Genomic DNA, 17,306 nt, shown 5'->3' with positions numbered 1-17,306 from the left:
CGGAAATATATAAAAAGATTAAAATCAGGTGATTAAAAAACTTAACATATGATTTAGCTTGTTTTTATTGATACAATGTTATCAAATTGTTAATTTTAGTAATAATAAATTAACATAGAAAGAAAGGAGGGAAGGTGAAAAAGTTGGCGTTTTGTATAGTAGTGTTGTTTGCGGGGATTTGTCATGCAATGTCCCAAGGATGGGATTTTGATTCCTCCATGTTTGAGAACACTACAGAGCAACGATTGTTTTTGGATGATCCGGCTCCGATGGATTTGTTGATGGCCTTACATGCTTCCACAGATGTAAAGACAGGACAATTGGATAAGTTGATCGGTAAGTTGGATAAGCGGTCCAAAAGGAAAGCCTATAAAGAATGGTTTTTAAGTGAGGTTTTTTATAAGGCCCATCAATACGTATTAAAAGAGTATGTAAAGCATAGTTCCTTCAATGAAGCACTGACCACGGGAAGTTATGATTGTGTGAGTGGGTCTGCTATTTATGGTTTGTTGTTGGATCGGTACGGTTTTGAATATGAAGTGATCGAAACGGATTATCATGTGTTTTTACTAATACACGGAGAAGGTGATAGGAGGTATATTTATGAAAGTACCGAGCCTCGGGCGGGTTTCATAAAAGACCAAGAAGCAGTGAATCAATATATTTCAGTTTTTAATACTGAGGTGATTAATGGAAAAGTGGATCAGCTGGCTGAATTAGGTAGTGTGACATCCCAGTTTTCGGAAGAAAGCACCATTTATGCTTCGATTTCTTTAAGGGAATTAGCGGGGTTACAATATTATAATGATGCCGTGCACCATTTTAATGATGGGGATAAGGAGATGACCTATAGGCAACTGGCCAAGGCAAAAGCCATTTATCCATCTGAGCGTGTATTGAGCTTGTATGAGTATATAGCAGCGATCCAGGAGGAAGAGAAAAAATTAGCAAGGAGATAACTGATACTTTTTAAAAAAAGAGCACCGGTAGTTTAGTCTATCGGTGCTTATTTTTGTTCTAGTCGATGCGAACAATGTCCGCGCCTAGGGCATTAAGCCGCTGGTCTATGTATTGGTAGCCACGGTCAATTTGTTCGACATTGTCGATGATGGACTGTCCTTCTGCTGAGAGCGCAGCTATGAGTAAGGAAACCCCCGCTCTGATGTCAGGAGAGGTCATTCTGATGCCCTTTAGAGGGTATTTTCTGTCCAGTCCAATTACGGTGGCTCTGTGAGGGTCGCACAAAATGATCTGGGCGCCCATGTCGATAAGTTTGTCCACAAAGAACAAGCGGCTCTCAAACATTTTTTGATGAACCAAAACAGTTCCTTTGGCCTGTGTGGCCGTGACCAGGACGATGCTGAGCAGGTCTGGGGTAAATCCAGGCCAAATAGCGTCCGCTACTGTCAGGATGGAGCCGTCTATAAATGTTTCTATTTCGTAGTGTTTTTGGGAGGGAATATAAATGTCGTCTCCTTTAAACTCCATCTTTATCCCCATCCGCTTAAAGGTGTCTGGGATAATTCCAAGTCGATGGATTTGGGCATCCTTGATGGTGATTTCTGATTGGGTCATTGCGGCAAGTCCGATAAATGAGCCAATTTCTATCATGTCGGGAAGTAAGGTGTGCTCCGTGCCAGTTAACTTTTTGACACCTTCGATATGAAGGAGGTTTGAGCCCACACCTGTTATTTTTGCTCCCATTCTATTGAGCATATCGCAAAGCTGCTGTAAATAGGGCTCGCAAGCTGCGTTATAGATGGTGGTCTTGCCCTCCGCCATTACCGCTGCCATCAGGATGTTGGCCGTTCCTGTAACGGAGGCTTCATCCAACAGCATGAAATCACCTTTCAGGTTATGGCCATCGATATTGTATATTTCCCTTGCGGTGTCATAGTTGAATTTGGCGCCAAGCTTCTGGAATCCCACGAAGTGGGTGTCCAGTCTTCTACGGCCAATTTTATCACCACCTGGTTTGGAGATTTTTCCTTTGCCGAATCGGGCCAAAAGTGGCCCCAAAAGCATTACAGAGCCCCGTAAGGAGGATGCTTTGGTGAGAAATTTATCGGTGTCTAAATAGTCAAGGTTTACTTTGGCGGCATTAAACTGGTAGCTTTCAGGCCCGGTTTTGGATACTTGAACGCCCATGTCTGCCAATAGCTCTATGAGTTTGTTGACATCACGGATGTTGGGGATTTTGTTGATATGGACCGTCTCTTCAGTAAGTAGGACGGCACAAAGTATCTGGAGCGCTTCATTTTTTGCGCCCTGAGGGGTGATTTCACCTTTTAGTTTCAATCCCCCTTTTACTCGAAATGAGGACATTAATTTCTGCGTTTTTTGTAATTACCTCCGTTGTTCCTTCTTTTTCCACCTCGACGGGCACCGCCATTGTTGTTGTTGGATGACTGCTCTTGGGAGCTGGGTTTGAAGTCCCTTCTGGTGCTGCTTTCAAAAAGGGAGTTTTCTCTTACCTTTTCCAGGTCAATGTGTAGTTTTCCTTTGGAGAGGGTTTTGATATCGTCGATGATGATGCCATCATCGAAGTTCTCTCGGTTCCAGGTGGAGTGGAAGCTTCGCATAAGCTGACCAATATAGATGATGGCAGCTTCCTGCTCTTCATCGTTTTCTATTTCCACTGCTCTTTCGATGAGTTTTTCGATATTACGACCGTAATGTTTGAATTTCACCTCACCTTCAGGATAGCCCACCACTTGGGGTTTTTTGCCAAGGAGTTCCTTTTCAGGCATTGGGAAAGGACTGTCTACATCCAGCTCAAAACCTGACATGATGAACAGGTCGTCCCAAAGCTTTTGGTCATTTTCGATTTTAAGCTGAGGATTGAGCTGCTTCATCAATTCTACTAGCGTGTAAGCCTGCTCTGTGCGCTTGGCTCTATCAGGAACAGTGATGATATAATCCACTAATTTCTGAATGTTTTTTCCGTATTCTTTCAAAATTACTGAGTGTTTATGCTTTTCTTTTTCTTCCATACCATGCCCCAGTTTTATATTAACGAATGTTTCAAGTTACGAAAAAATGTCGTTAAATGGGCTGGTCGAGCTTAGTACTTGTTATAAGTTGACGATTTGGGAATGGACTATTGGGTAAGATAATTGCTTTGATCACTCCACTATTCGCAGCTTAGCAAAGCTAAGTAATAAAGTCTTTTCTCCAAAATTGTCAAAGCCAATCGTTGCTTTTTTATTTAAACCTTCGATTTCTACTTTTAGTACTTTCCCATAGCCAAATTTTGGGTGCTCCACTTTCATGCTTTCTGTCAGGTTATTGGTGTTGGAAGGCTTGAAGTCAGGGCTTGGAGTGTGGACTTTGGCCGTGGTGTTTTTTCTTACCGACGGGGTTTTAAGTCCTACAAATCCGGTTTTTCCTTCTCGGCCATTGTTTTGGCCGAAGTGATCACCTATGGGTTTTTGCCCCTTTCTTTTGGTGACCCTGATACAGTTGGGGTCCACTTCATCCAGAAACCTGCTTTTCTCACAATCCAACAGCCTACCAAAACGATAACGAGTAATGGCGTAGCTAAAGTATAATTTTTCCATGGCTCTTGTGGAAGCCACGTAGAATAGCCGTCTTTCCTCTTCCAAGTCTTCACGGCTTTGCATCATCATCTGGGAAGGGAATAGGTCTTCTTCCATACCTACGACGAATACTTGTCGGAATTCAAGGCCTTTCGATGAGTGGATGGTCATTAAGGTGACGGCATCTGTTTCATCTTTGTCTCGGTCATTGTCCGTCAGCAGGGCGATTTCCTGTAAGAAGGCTCCGAGGCTTTTGTCTTCATTGTCCTTATTGTCCACGTACTCTTTGATGGCATTGAGCAATTCCTGGACGTTTTCATAGCGGTTGAGCCCTTCTATCGTCTTGTCCTCGTACAGTTCTCTTAGCAAGCCCGACTGCTTGGCCATGATGGAAGCAGCTTCATAGGCGTCTTTGCGCTCGGTTTCCATGCGGAAACTCTTGATCATCGTAGAGAAGTCGGAAACTGCATTGGCGGCACGGCCAGGCAAAAAACTGGTGGAATTAGTAATGACTTGCCATAGGGGGATGTCGTGCTCGTAGGCGGCGACCATCATCTTTTCTACACTGCTCAGTCCTATCCCTCTTTTGGGGTAATTGATAATTCGCTTGAACGCCTCTTCGTCGTCTGGGTTGACCACATAGCGGAAATAAGCCATAAGGTCTTTGATTTCCTTCCTTTGGTAAAAGGATAGCCCTCCCACGATTTTATAGGAGATGTTCATCTTGCGAAGTGCTTCCTCCAGTGCCCTGGATTGGGAATTGGTCCTGTAGAGGATAGCAAAGTCGCTATTCTGGAGCTTTTTGTTGTTTTTTTCTTCGAAGATGGTAGATGCCACCATTCTTCCCTCTTCATTGTCCGAAGCGGATTTGATCAGCTCGATGAGGTCACCATTGTCGTTTTGGGTCCAGACATTTTTTTTGAGCTGGGCTTTGTTTTTTTCAATAATGGAATTGGCCGCTTCCACAATATTCTTTGTAGAGCGGTAATTTTGCTCCAGCTTGACCACATACAGGTCTGGGTAATCTTTCTCGAAATTCAGGATATTCTGAATATCAGCCCCACGGAAGGCATAGATACTTTGTGCATCATCGCCCACTACGCAGATATTTTGATGGACTGCAGCCAGTCTTTTGGTGATCAGGTATTGGGATAAATTGGTGTCCTGAAACTCGTCCACCAGCACATAGCGGAAGCGCTGCTGGTACTTGTTGAGCACATCGGGATGATCCCTGAAGAGCACGTTGGTATTGAACAATAGGTCGTCAAAGTCCATTGCCGAGGATTTAAACAGCCTTTTTTGATAAGCTCTGTAGATCTCTCCCATGCGGGGCTTCATGGCGGCTTCATCGTCCGCTTTGATATAGGGGTCGTTGATGTAACTTTCCCATGAGATCAGCCTGTTCTTGGCTCCGGAGATCCTGGAAAGTACGGTGTTCGGTTTGTACACCTTTTCGTCCAAGTTTTTGGCTTTTACGATACTTTTGATCAGGGATTTACTGTCATCGGTGTCATAAATCGTGAAGTTGGAAGGGAAACCTATTTTTTCGGATTCTACCCGAAGGATCTTGGCAAAGATAGAGTGAAATGTGCCCATCCAAGTATTACGCGCTTCCAATCCGATCAGCCTTTCAATCCGATGGCGCATTTCACTGGCGGCCTTATTGGTAAAGGTCAGCGATAAAATCTGAAAGGGATCTACTTTTTTGGCTTTGATCAGGTGGGCAATCCGGTAGGTGAGCACCCTGGTTTTGCCAGATCCGGCGCCAGCAATAATCATCAGTGGGCCTTCCGTGTGTTCTACTGCTTCTTTTTGTGGGGGATTTAAACCTTCTAAATAATCCATACTTCTTTTCCTCCTATAAACCTCAAAGTTAAGAGTAATAGTTTATTTACGTAAAAGGATTTGGGATTTAAGATTGAAAGATTGGAAAATTTCGGATTGATACTACGCTGATTTCCTAAATGTCCCCGGTGAAAAATCAGCGAATATGATTACCCGCATTGCTACCAGTAGTCACAGGGAAATTAAACCCAGTTTATGCATTAGGAATCGTGATGAGGTTTGAAACTGCAAGAAAATCAGGCTGTTTGGAGATTGAGGCATAGCACCGCTATGGTGAAATCGAAAACAGCAGCGAAGCGACTGATTTTGAAGTAGGTTCATACCGCAATAGATAGGCTAATGCATATTCCGGGTTAAATAGCTGCTCACAGAAAACATGGAAATTGCAGAAAAGCCTTATTCCATTCTGGGTGTTCTGTGCGTTCGGTGAGAAATAACACCTACTGGCAATAAAGCGCATAATCAGATCAGCGAATATCATAAAAATCTGCGTCATCAGCTTGCGATACATCGGCAAGCGAATGACTGTTTTCATTGATAAATATATAAAGGGCGGAATTGAATGCAATCAACATCATTGCATACCAGAATCCGTGGCGGCTGGAAAGCCAAGTTGATGCTCCATAGCTGTGGGCAATGACCACAAAAGTAAAAAGAATTTTTGACCTGTCCCTTTTAAGGATTTTCCGATAAAAAAAATCAGTATTAACCAAACCCCGCAGACAAGAAAAAGCCCATAGACATGATTGCCCATAAAAAAGGCCCCTATTGGATTACCTTCGTTATAATGTTTCAAATTGCCAGACCAATAGCTGGCAGGCTGGTGGTAAATTGTTACTGCAATGTCAAAGATACTTGCTCAAAGTGCCGGAATGAGCAAAAGAGTTTTGGATTTCATAGGAGTTCTTAGTAGAAAAAGAACTCAATATACTCTTTTTTGGGGTGAAAAAAAAGGAGAATACTGGTCAATCAGGGCAACCGCATTTAGTATTAATTTCGTGTAGGGCAGCTATCATCCGTGCCGCTGGCACTCCTTCTGGAGGCTGATGAGTGCTTAACGTCCTGCGGATGAATCCGCAGGTTACTAAATTTATCGTGCCGCTGGCACTTTACCGCAGTTTGTCCATTAGGAATAGCAGCAACCTCTCCCGGCAAATACTGAAAGAGCAAGGGCATCAGTTGGTCTAAAGAACAAATAATCCACCGCACCTATCTGCCCAGGTGGGGAGAATGGTTTAGATAAGTTTATGTGTATCCGTAACGCAACACTTAGCCTCGGAGAAACGAAGTATTCACTGTGAGTCCGTTATTCGGCCTTTGGAGCATTCGGTTTTGGGACAGTTGATGGGGGCGTTAAGAAAATGAGTTAGCTCGTGCAGTGGACAAGCGAGATCCACTCATTTTTAGCCCATAGCAACTGGCACAAAATCAAATTAAGGCAAACCAATTCGTTCTCGTAAACCCAACTACTTAATGTGAAGAATGCTCCATGGCCTAGATTTTTTGCCTACTTTTTCATCAATGGAAAAAGTAGGAAAGTCTGATAAAGCATATGAAGTTAACTTCCATAGGAACGGCAGATATATTCAAACTGGAACACTTTTTTAAATGCGTTCGCCCTGACTGGTCAATAGCTAGCAGAAGGACATCCATTAGGGGGGCAAATCCTGAATAGCTTAAATGAGTCATTGACTCAAAGCTTGGCAGTGCTGGGGCAGGGATTTAGCACAGCCCTTTCATTTTGTCTTTATTCTTGGGTCTACCTTCTTTTCTCTAATTTCAGCTGTTTTTCCAGCGGTTGTGTGACCAGAGGTAAAGCGCCGGCTCCTCCCGGATATTTTTTTCGGTGAGGGCGATGAACTGGTCAGTGATGCTGTGTTCACGGGTGTCATGGGGTGGCTCAGCGACAAAACGATAGGTGAATTTATAGTGGCCACGTTTGAGCTTGTGGACTTCAGAAAAGATCACGGTAAGCTCAAACCGCTTGGCGATTTTTTCGGCACCTTCAAAAAAACCGGTTTCCCTATGCATGAACTTGGCATGGTAGCGTTGGTCCTCTCTGTTGGGGCGTTGGTCTGCGGCCAGGCCGATGAGGCGGGGATGCAGCCTGTGTTTGATAAAGTGCCGTTGGAATTTGCTCTTTTCCACTAAATATCCGCCAAACCTGCTTCTGATGGTTTTCATAAGGTTTTCGAAAAACGGGTTGGTGACTTTTTGATAGACAATTTCGATCCGCTCGTCCACTAAAGCCCTTACGGAAAGCGGGTGTCCTTCCCAATTGAAGAAATGAGCTGTAAGCCCCACGATGACCTGCTCCTTCTTAAGAAGGTCGCGGAGGAGATCCATGTTTTCGAGCTGGAATCTTTTTGCTATTTCTGCTTTTCCCATCGTCATCAATTTAATGGTCTCGGCGAAGGAATCAGTGAGGTTGCGGTAAAACTCCCGCATGATTTTTTTTAATTCCTGATCGGTTTTTTCGGGAAATGCGTGTTGGAGATTTTTCCAAACTACCTTTTTTCGGTAACCAACGATGTAATAGGCGACCAAGTAAAAACAGTCAGAAAAGATATAAAGGACCCACAAGGGGAGATAAGAAATTAGGCGGAATACAAACATTAATAGCTGTCTTACGTTAAATCCGTCCTATTGAAAGGATGAAACGACGGATTTTGAAGCCCAAAATAAATCAAAAGGAGCGAATTCTTTCAAAAAATTAGTGATAAATTGAGTCAATGATTATTTTTGAAACTTATGTCTGAGGTACAAAAGAAAAAATATAGCGACAAAGAGAAGAATAATATCTTCGACAATGAGTTTATGCCTCACATAGACTCAATGTATAATTTTGCCTTCAGGCTAACATTTGACGAGGATGATGCCAAGGACCTGGTACAGGATACGTACTTAAAAGCATACCGTTTTATCAACTCATTTGAGCAGGGTACCAATGCCAAAGCTTGGCTGTTCAGGATATTGAAAAACAGTTTTATCAACGAATACAGGAAGAAAAGCAAGCAGCCTGCCAAAGTTGATTATCAAGAGGTTGAAACTTATTATAACTCAGATAGTGTTGATTACAATATTACCTCTGATCTGAGGGTGGATGCAGTGAAGGACATGTTGGGGGATGAAATATCCAATGCCTTGAACAGCTTAGCTGTAGACTTCAGAACAGTGATCATATTGTGTGACCTAGAAGGCTTTACTTATGAGGAAATGGCCAAGATTCTGGACATTCCCATAGGTACTGTAAGGTCAAGATTGCACCGTGCCCGGAACTTATTGAAGGATAAATTACATTCTTATGCAAAGGACATGGGCTATGATGCTGATGAAGAATGATTTGAGTTTTAAAGTGAAAATAAAGTGACATGGAGAAAAATGTAAACTCATCCGAAGAAAGGAAACTTGAGTGTGGTGATGTGAGTAAGTGCTTTCAGCTACTGGAGCGTATTTTGGACGGGGAAGACTGTGATGGTTCCAAGGAAGTCCTGAAGGAAAAACTGTCCAAATGCCAGCCATGCTTTGAGCATTACCATCTGGAACAAGCCATTCGTGAGATGCTCAAAACCAAATGTACCAAGCAAGCTGTACCTGGAGAATTGGCGGCAAGCATCCGTCAAAAAATAGAAGACATTAAATAAGCAATCACCACCTATCTTATGCCATCTGGAAAAGCGTTTATTTTTTCGGCTCCATCGGGATCCGGAAAGACGACTATTGTCAAACATCTCCTTTCCTCCCGTAGTGACTTGGGCTTCTCAATTTCTGCCTGTACCAGAGATAAGCGCGGCCGGCATGAGGTGCACGGCAAGGATTATTACTTCTTGTCTCCCCAAGAATTTAAAGAAAAAATTGATCAGGATGAATTCATCGAATGGGAGGAAGTTTATGAAGGGAATTTTTATGGCACGTTGAAATCCGAGATCCAGCGGATATGGGACAGTGGTAAGCACGTCATATTCGATGTGGACGTCAAAGGTGGTCTGCATCTTAAGGAATATTTTGGCGAAAAGGCACTTGCGGTATTTGTAAAAGTACCTTCATTGGATACCTTGGAAGAAAGGCTTAAGGACCGGGGAACCGAGTCGGAGGAGAGCCTTTCAAGGAGGATTTACAAGGCGAAGTTTGAAATGACCTTTGAGGAGCAATTCGACGCAACGCTCGTCAATGACAATATGGAGAAGTCATTTCAAGAGGCAGAGAAGTTAATCAATGCATTCATCGAGAAATAAAGGAAATTGAAGGTAGGTTTATTTTTCGGTTCTTTTAACCCCATACATATTGGGCATCTGATCATCGCCAATGTCATGCAGGACAGGACGGATCTGGATGAAGTTTGGTTTGTGGTTTCCCCCCAAAACCCGTTTAAAAAACGAAAAGCATTGCTCCATGAGTTTGATCGTTTGAGAATGGTCGAACTGGCAATTGAGGGCAACTACCGCTTCCGTGCAAACGATGTGGAGTTTCATATGCCCAAGCCCAGTTATACAATAGATACACTTACTTACCTTTCCGAAAAGCATCCCCAATATGATTTTAAATTGATCATTGGGGGAGATAACCTGACGCACTTCCACAAATGGAAAAATAGCGAACAGATTCTTGGTCAATATGGACTTTATGTCTATCCCCGGCCGGGAGAATCCGTAGATTATGACCACCCTAATGTGCGTCATGTGGAAGCTCCACTGATCGATATATCCGCGACTTTTATCAGGAAGTCTGTAGAAGCAGGCAAATCCGTAACGTACTTACTGCCTCCCTTGGTGGAAGATTATATCAAGGGAAAGAAATTTTTTGTGTAAAAGGGCTTTGCTTCCAGGTCCATCGTACTGGATGTATAATAGTCTAATGTATATTGTGGGTTAAACCCGGAATATGCATTAGCCTATCTGTTGTGACCTGAAACTGCTTCAAAATCAGCTGTTTCACTTTAGTTTGGAGGCATTACCGTAGCGGTGCTACGCTAATGCCTCCAAACTAACTGATTTTCTTGCAATTTCAGCTCTCACTACGATTCCTAACGCATAATCCGGGTTAAACTACCGAATTACTAAATCAATTTTTCAGCGCTTGGGCAGTGCTGGCTTCACCCTGCTGGGAGGGGAGTTTATCAATGACCCAGGCACCTACTTCTCTTCCTTGTTTCTGTCCACGTGTGATGGCGTCCATAAAATGTATTCCACCATATAGCCTTGATATGGCTGCTTCGTTGGCTGCTTGATTGAAAGAGGTGTAGTTTCGTGCTTTTAGTCCATACCTTTCTTCGACAGTGTCCGAATAGCTGAAATTGTCTCCAAAATAATGCGTCAAGATGACTGCCGCGGCCGTGGAGATGGTCGAGTGGCCACTGAGGTACTCCGGAAATGGCGGTGTTTGCAGAAATGGCGTCCAAGTAGGGTCGATGTATTTTCTGATGGCTGTTTCCGGTCGGATGCGGTTGCTACGATACTTTTCATCCCAACAAGCAATAAACCCATCCATTAATGTGGTGGCCACCATCGTGTGAATCTTGATGGATTCCGTAAAGGAAAGTGCTGCCTTTTGGCAGGCAATGTTGGTGATGCCCATCCAGTGAGCACCTGGGGATATCTTCTTCATGCCGACCATGAGGTGGCCATTGTCCTGTAGTGCAAAGGGGTTACAGTCCCAAAAAGCAGCGATTTCCTTGTTTATTTCGGACAATTCTACATCATATACCTCTTTGGTGATTTTATAAAATTCAGCATCTTTATCCTCCGAAAAGGCTACCGGCGCGAGTGGCTTGAACTGTGCTGCAGAATCAAGAAAGAAAGGCCTAACCGTGTCAAAATAAGGCTCGACTGGTGCAAAATACCCGGGAGGAGTAGGGTACCAGCTGCCGGGCGTACCCAATGGGGTGTATCGTGGATAATTACTTATTAGGTTATATCCGTCGGATTTGATGTATTCGAGCACGGCTTTTGTCATGGCTTTACCGTATGCGAGGGACTGATCGATGGTATTCTCCGAAAAGCCCATTTTCCTACAACTATCCAAGAGTGCATCTTCATATCCTTGGAGTTCAGTTCCTGAAGGCTGAATGGACTTTGCTGTCTGAATCATGCCGAGTACGGCACTCAACTGATACGATTGTTCAGGGAAATCGGAAGGCTTTTTGATGTTGGGATATTGATTGAGTAGCCCATGGAGGTCCTGTAGTGTCGAGTCGTTCTGGGACACGATCTCATATCCGGTAATGCAGGCGTAGGAGAAAAAGCGGGCAGCCAAAGGAGGGTTGGTAACGTCATGGATCATCAGCTCGGTCATCTCCTGTGTCACCTCTCCAATATACCTGGTGGGTAGTTCAGGAGTGTTTTGCTTATTGGTCTCACAGCTCAGTAGTGCTGCAAACAGCGCGAAATATAGGAAGTGGGGGGCAATTCGTCTCATAACTATCAGGGGTTGATTCATGTTAGTGGTTTTGGGTGGCCGCATAGGCTACGATGCCTTTTTGGTTAATGCCGAAAAGCCACCGATCGCCATACTGAAGGATGCTGCGCACATCGCCTTTTAGGCTAAACCCAGATAATGATTGGGGAAGGCTAATAAAGTTACCTTTTCCATCGCCTTTAAGCAAAAGTCCATAATTGGCATCATATTTTCCAAACCGTAACCGGGCATTGTCAATATTGCCACAGAGGAGAATGTCCTTGTTTCCGTCGCTGTCCATGTCTCCGCTGGCGATGGCCATCACGGGGCTGTTTTGAGCTTGGGTGGGTAACTTGGCCAAGGAAAACTTTTGCGACCCAGTGCTCAGAAAGAGAGCTGTTGCCAAGTGGTTTGCAGTGAGTTTTTTACTGTTCTTAAGCTCCTCATCGGTGAAGATGTCTTCGATTTTAGCACTGGCAAAACTCTTATAGTCGGGAAAGCGCGTGCGCATTTTCGCCATTTGATCCAGTAATTCGTCCCGGGTGACGTAAGGGTAGTTTTCTCCTTGGATATAACAGCATAGAATCGGATCCAAGGAGCCATTTTGGTCAAAATCCTTATAGATTAGGCTGGCGGGTTCATTGTCGCTGGCATGGATTTGTGTGTTGGTTCCTTGATTTCCTAATACGAGATCGGGCTTTTGATCACCATTTAGGTCATCCACGTGAATGGTGTTCCACCATCCGGTGTATGGCTTGTCAAAATATTCACTGGTCACCTCTTCTAATTTTCCTTGATCTATGGAGTACACCTGAACGGGCATCCACTCTCCGACGGTAAGTAGTTCAGGTTTGCCATCGAGGTTAAGATCAGCCATTGTGGCATCTGTGATCATGCCCGGATAGACCAATGAAGGAGCCACATCGTTGGTTTGATCGGTGAAGGCTCCATTGCCGTCATTGATAAGTAGATAACTACGAGGGATTTTTGGATAGTTTCCGGGCACTGTTCTGCCTCCCACAAAAATATCCAGTGCTTGATCACCATTGATATCCAAGAAAGTGACGCAACTGGTACTGGTCAGCATTTCAGGTAATGAAGCTGAGGATTTGGTGAAGTTTCCGTTTCCATCGTTAAGGTAAAGACGGTCCTGAAGTTTGGTGTCAGCAGGCATATAATTACCATATCCGCCACTGCAAACATACAAATCCGGAAATCCATCAGCATTGACATCCGCAAACGCAGCGTAGCTGTCTTCGCTTGCTTTATCCAAGGCAAACTCCCCCGTTCCTTTTGCGATAAATTGCCCGTTTTTCTGTTGGATAAAGAGCTTGGAGATGTCGCCAGTCCCTGCGCCTACAAAAATATCCTCTAATCCATCACCGTTGACATCTGCTTTGGCCAAGGAAGGACTCTCAAAGGAAAGTGGATTCACGATCAGGGGCTGCCGTTTGAAGTCATTAAGTTGGTTTTTGGTAAACTCAACGGAAAAAGGAGTGGTGGTTTCTTTGAAAAGTGGTACCGGCAGTTCTTTACCGAGGTCCTGATTTTCGGCTTCGGCCTCGTTAAGTGTGATCAGTTGATTGGTGGTGATGTTTCGGAGAGTTTGGGCTTTCCCTCCCAGCCATTTTACCTGAAGGGAATCGATAAATTCCGTCTCTCCCAGCCCAAAATGCAGCACAGGAGAAACACTGGATTGGTAGCCCCTGGCGGGCATCTGTTCTTGAAAGAGGCTCTTTCCTTCATCGTATAGTGTTACCTTAGTGCCCAATCCGAATTTGTTCGCTTCTTCTCCATTCAGCTTGATCTTTAGATAACTATTGGAAAGCTGCTGGTTGGCTTGGTTTTCGAAGATGAAAGCTTCCAAATTGATGTTGTTCACCACCAAGTCCAGATCACCGTCATTGTCAAGGTCGGCATAAGCTGCTCCGTTGCTGTTGGATGAATAATCCAGCCCCCAATCCTTGCTTACCTTCTCGAAAGTTAAGTTTCCATTGTTTTGGAACATGTAGTTGTGGAGGTTGGAAGAGGGGATTTGCTTGACCAGGTCCAGTACATTTTGACGTCTGATATTGCCATCATTGTTTTGGACATAGTCGCCCATAAATTTCAGGAAGTCCATGTTGGTATAATCACGCAAGTAGCCATTGGTGATGTAGAGGTCCTTCCAGCCGTCATTGTCAAAATCAGCAAATTGGGCCGACCAGCTCCAGTCTGTATTGGAAATCCCCGATAGCTGACCGATTTCACTGAAAGTGCTGTTGCCGTTGTTGACCTGCAGCATGTTTCGCATGTATTGGTGGTGGAAGCCGAGATTTACTTTTAGGTCAAACTTCTCATAATTGTCCGGAGCCATGAGGAGTTTTTGCCGCTCATTGCTCTCGGGAAGCATGTCCAAAGTAAATAGGTCTGGTAACCCATCATTGTTTATGTCAGCCACATCATTGCCCATCGAAAAGTGGGAGGTATGGCCCATGCTGCTGCCGATGCGGTCGGTGAATGTGCCATCTTGGTTATTGATGTACAGGTAATCGGGTGCTGTGTAGTCGTTACAGATGTATAGGTCTGTCCAGCCGTCACCGTTGATGTCGGCGGTTCCGGCACCAAGGCCATAGGAAAGTGCGGAGTTTTGAATGCCAGCGGCTTCCGTTACTTCCGTGAATATTCCCTTGTCATTTCTGAAAAGTTGTGAACCTGCAGGATCTTTTTCCTTTAAGATAGCAGCGGTACTGGCTTCATCCAAAATGGGAAGCGATTTATGGTTGTGGTTGAGGAGAAACAGGTCCAGGTCACCATCTATGTCATAGTCAAAGAAGATACCTTGTGTACTGGTGGAGGTGCCGGCAATTCCGAATTTTTCTGCTTGCTCAGAGAATTTTGGAATACCGTTTTCATCATTGCCCTCATTGATATACAATTCATTTTTTCGTTTTTCCGGTCGTAAGTTGCCGGAGTAGCAGACATAGATGTCCAGTTTGCCATCTCCGTTTACATCCGCCATGGTGACGCCTGTTTTCCAGGGGCCGTTCCTCCCTGCAGTGCCAGCTGCGGCCGTAATATCTACAAACTTCATTTGTCCCTTGTTCAGGAAAAGTTTATTGGCAATCATATTACCGGTAAAATAGATGTCGTCCAGACCATCTCCGTTCACATCGCCAATGGCCACTCCACCGCCATTGTAAAAGTATTCGTACATCAGGACGTTGGTGTTCAGTCCTTCAGTGAGTTGGTTTTTGAAGGTGATTTGCGTCTGGGAGGAGGGGAGAAGGGTGAATAGCGTTGGTTTTTGTGTGGCTGGTGCTTTACTTTCTTCTGGCTGACTACATCTCATGAGCAGACTGCACAGCAAACCAAGACAAGCCAACTTAGGGTAGAGTTTTAGCATACAGGTATTGTTGGGTTTTGGGTTTAACCGGGATTATGCGTTAGGAATCGTAGTGAGAGCTGAAATTGCAAGAAAATCAGTTAATTTGGAGGCATTAGCGTAGCACCGCTACGGTTATGCCGAAAACTAAAGTGAAACGGCTGATTTTGAGGCAGTTTAAGGTAGCAATAGATAGGCTAATGCATATTCCAAGTTTAAATATAAAAAGAATCTATACCATCCAAAGCAATGGTATAGATTCTTTTAGATGAAAAAAACAATAGGTTAGGGTTATTCGGTATATCCTGGATTCTGCACGAGTTGGGCGTTTCTGTTCATCTCGTTTTGGTGAATCGGCAAGAAGTACATTTTATCCAACCACTGGCGGTTTTCCTTACCTGGGTCAATTGGCGTGACTTGATAGCTGTAATCATAAATTTCGGTATCATAGCGATAGAGGCTCAGGCTTTCGCCGGGTTTGAACTCTCCCACGATATTGATGCCGTTGGCTTTTCTTCCCAGTGTTTCTTCGGGGATCATCCAGCGGCGACAGTCATGGTAGCGCTGTTCTTCGTAGGCCATCTCGATGCGTCGTTCATTTCTGTAGCGGTCCATCAAGGCTTCACCGGAGTCGTTGATAGCCGGCATGCCCACCCTGTAGCGAATCCTGTTTAGCCAAGTGCGGGCTTCTTCTTCCTGACCGAGTTCGATACAGGCTTCTACATAGTTCAGCACGGCTTCGGTATAGCGGAGGAAAGGCCAAGGGATCTCTTGCCAGGTGTTTTGGTCTACGATGGCAGGATCCGGATTGGTGAATTTTCTGATATAGTAGCCGGTGTAAGAACCGTTCCAGTCTTCGATAGAACTATTACGTGTGTCCAATCCAAAGTGTGTTTCTACCGAGCCATTTTGCATGATTTCATATTGACCGGTCTGGATTTGTCCCAGAGGGTCTTTGGACTGATTGGCTGAAGACCGAGGTTTCCATTGGGCACCGTCGTAGAGCAGGGAAGCGTAGAAACGAGCGTCTCTGTTTTCGTAAGGAGCTTCGGCATGTGCTGGATTGTCCCAGTCAAACTCCGTACCGTCCATCATCTCATAGTCGTCCACGAAATGCTGGATGGGTGTGTTTCCTGCCCAGTTGTTATATCCATTTGGCCCATTGAATAGCCCTTGTCGGCCACCATTTTCCTGCTTGGCGTTGATAAAGTATCTCGCAAAGATCAACTCTTCTTCGCCACCGTTTTTAGAAAGGGAATTGTTCATGTAGTTCTGGATGCCTTCCTCGTGGGAAACAGGTGCGGAGAGATTGAGCAAGTTGCCTTGGTCATTGTCCAACACTACTTTGGCCGCGTCTTTTGCCCTTTGCCATCTGGACATGCGATCGCCGGAAGTGTAGCCCAAGTATTCGGGATTGGCATAACCGGAAATCAAGCTGGATTGACTGGAAGCCGTAGGGATATCGTGCAGGTCACTGGCGGCATAGAGCAGTATCCTGGATTTCAGTGCCAGTGCGGCCATTCGGCTTGCCCTGCCTTCATCCATAGATTTGCCTTCCATTAAAGCAGCTGCTTCATCTAGGTCTCCAATAATGAAATCAATACATTCTTCCCAAGTGTTTCTCGGTATTTCATAAGAATCTTCGCCCAGTTCATAAGCCCTGTCCACGATAGGGAAAGCGCCGTAATAGCGCAATAGCTGGTGGCTGTAATAGGCGCGCATAAACTTGGCCTCTCCCATCAAGCGGTCCACAAGGTCCTGATCAGCAATCAACGGTTCGGAGAGGTTTTCGATGGCTACATTACATGCCCTGATATAGCTGTACATATTGCCCCACTCGAGGGTGTTGTTGATCCAGCCCGGAGCGGCGGGATTGGACCTGGATTCGGTAATGACGGTGATGTCCCTTCCTGGGTGGGTGAAGATCGCTTCATCGGTAAGAGAAGCGAGCATTTGCTCATCAAAACCACCCTGGCCCAGACCGGCATATGCGCCAGTTACTGCCGCTTCAGCAAGGGCAGGATCTGACCATACATCCTCTGAATTCACCTCTTCCAAGGGGACTGTATTGACAAAGTCAGCATTACAGCTGGATAAGATCCATAGGCCGACTGTGAAGATACATAAATAGGTTATGTTTTTGAATTTATTCATTTTCATGTCAG

At 44.7% G+C, this 17,306-nt stretch carries 12 protein-coding genes; 5 read left to right on the top strand and 7 right to left on the bottom strand.

Features of this window, described 5'->3' with window-relative positions; genetic code table 11:
- Positions 1 to 134 precede the first annotated feature (134 nt).
- Entirely contained in the window at positions 135 to 959 is an 825-nt protein-coding gene (locus DN752_RS08000; RefSeq protein WP_162633155.1) for a hypothetical protein, read from the top strand.
- Positions 960 to 1,017: 58 nt separating this feature from the next.
- On the opposite strand, the gene murA is transcribed toward DN752_RS08000, so the two are convergent.
- From murA to DN752_RS07975, 4 genes are all read right to left on the bottom strand, one after another.
- Positions 1,018 to 2,325: a UDP-N-acetylglucosamine 1-carboxyvinyltransferase gene (murA, locus tag DN752_RS07995; protein ID WP_112783457.1), complete on the bottom strand. Its 1,308-nt coding sequence runs from the start codon at positions 2,323 to 2,325 to the stop codon at positions 1,018 to 1,020.
- The gene (locus tag DN752_RS07990) at positions 2,325 to 2,993 is read right to left on the bottom strand and encodes a DUF4290 domain-containing protein (protein ID WP_112783456.1); all 669 of its coding nucleotides are present in this window, start codon (positions 2,991 to 2,993) and stop codon (positions 2,325 to 2,327) included. Before DN752_RS07990 ends, murA begins: the two co-directional genes overlap by 1 nt.
- Before the next feature lie 132 nt (positions 2,994 to 3,125).
- The gene (locus DN752_RS07985; RefSeq protein ID WP_112783455.1) at positions 3,126 to 5,384 is read right to left on the bottom strand and encodes an ATP-dependent helicase; all 2,259 of its coding nucleotides are present in this window, start codon (positions 5,382 to 5,384) and stop codon (positions 3,126 to 3,128) included.
- A gap of 1,779 nt (positions 5,385 to 7,163) precedes the next feature.
- A complete protein-coding gene (locus DN752_RS07975) occupies positions 7,164 to 8,000 on the bottom strand; it encodes a lysophospholipid acyltransferase family protein (RefSeq protein WP_112783453.1) in 837 nt (278 codons plus the stop codon).
- A gap of 135 nt (positions 8,001 to 8,135) precedes the next feature.
- Here DN752_RS07975 and DN752_RS07970 point away from each other — a divergent pair, with 135 nt between their 5' ends.
- The 4 genes from DN752_RS07970 to nadD are packed head-to-tail and all read left to right on the top strand — an operon-like array spanning position 8,136 to position 10,192.
- A complete protein-coding gene (locus DN752_RS07970) occupies positions 8,136 to 8,726 on the top strand; it encodes a sigma-70 family RNA polymerase sigma factor (protein ID WP_112783452.1) in 591 nt (196 codons plus the stop codon).
- 29 nt (positions 8,727 to 8,755) lie between these two features.
- A complete protein-coding gene (locus DN752_RS07965; RefSeq protein WP_112783451.1) occupies positions 8,756 to 9,028 on the top strand; it encodes an anti-sigma factor in 273 nt (90 codons plus the stop codon).
- Between the two features lie 18 nt (positions 9,029 to 9,046).
- The gene (gene gmk, locus DN752_RS07960; protein WP_112783450.1) at positions 9,047 to 9,619 is read left to right on the top strand and encodes a guanylate kinase; all 573 of its coding nucleotides are present in this window, start codon (positions 9,047 to 9,049) and stop codon (positions 9,617 to 9,619) included.
- A 6-nt stretch (positions 9,620 to 9,625) separates the two neighbouring features.
- Positions 9,626 to 10,192 (top strand): nicotinate (nicotinamide) nucleotide adenylyltransferase, encoded by a 567-nt coding sequence (gene nadD, locus DN752_RS07955; RefSeq protein WP_112783449.1) that lies wholly within the window; start codon positions 9,626 to 9,628, stop codon positions 10,190 to 10,192.
- A 253-nt stretch (positions 10,193 to 10,445) separates the two neighbouring features.
- Here nadD and DN752_RS07950 read toward each other — a convergent pair whose 3' ends face one another.
- From DN752_RS07950 to DN752_RS07940, 3 genes are all read right to left on the bottom strand, one after another.
- On the bottom strand, positions 10,446 to 11,798 hold the full coding sequence (locus DN752_RS07950) for a vanadium-dependent haloperoxidase (RefSeq protein ID WP_112786462.1): 1,353 nt from the start codon (positions 11,796 to 11,798) through the stop codon (positions 10,446 to 10,448).
- A gap of 22 nt (positions 11,799 to 11,820) precedes the next feature.
- Positions 11,821 to 15,162 (bottom strand): VCBS repeat-containing protein, encoded by a 3,342-nt coding sequence (locus DN752_RS07945; RefSeq protein WP_112783448.1) that lies wholly within the window; start codon positions 15,160 to 15,162, stop codon positions 11,821 to 11,823.
- 270 nt (positions 15,163 to 15,432) lie between these two features.
- The gene (locus DN752_RS07940; protein WP_112786461.1) at positions 15,433 to 17,295 is read right to left on the bottom strand and encodes a RagB/SusD family nutrient uptake outer membrane protein; all 1,863 of its coding nucleotides are present in this window, start codon (positions 17,293 to 17,295) and stop codon (positions 15,433 to 15,435) included.
- Positions 17,296 to 17,306: the final 11 nt, after the last annotated feature.

Source organism: Echinicola strongylocentroti, assembly GCF_003260975.1.
GTDB classification, from domain to species: domain Bacteria; phylum Bacteroidota; class Bacteroidia; order Cytophagales; family Cyclobacteriaceae; genus Echinicola; species Echinicola strongylocentroti.
Note: the sequence above shows the minus strand (reverse complement) of the source record. Positions and strands in the feature narration are given on the sequence as shown.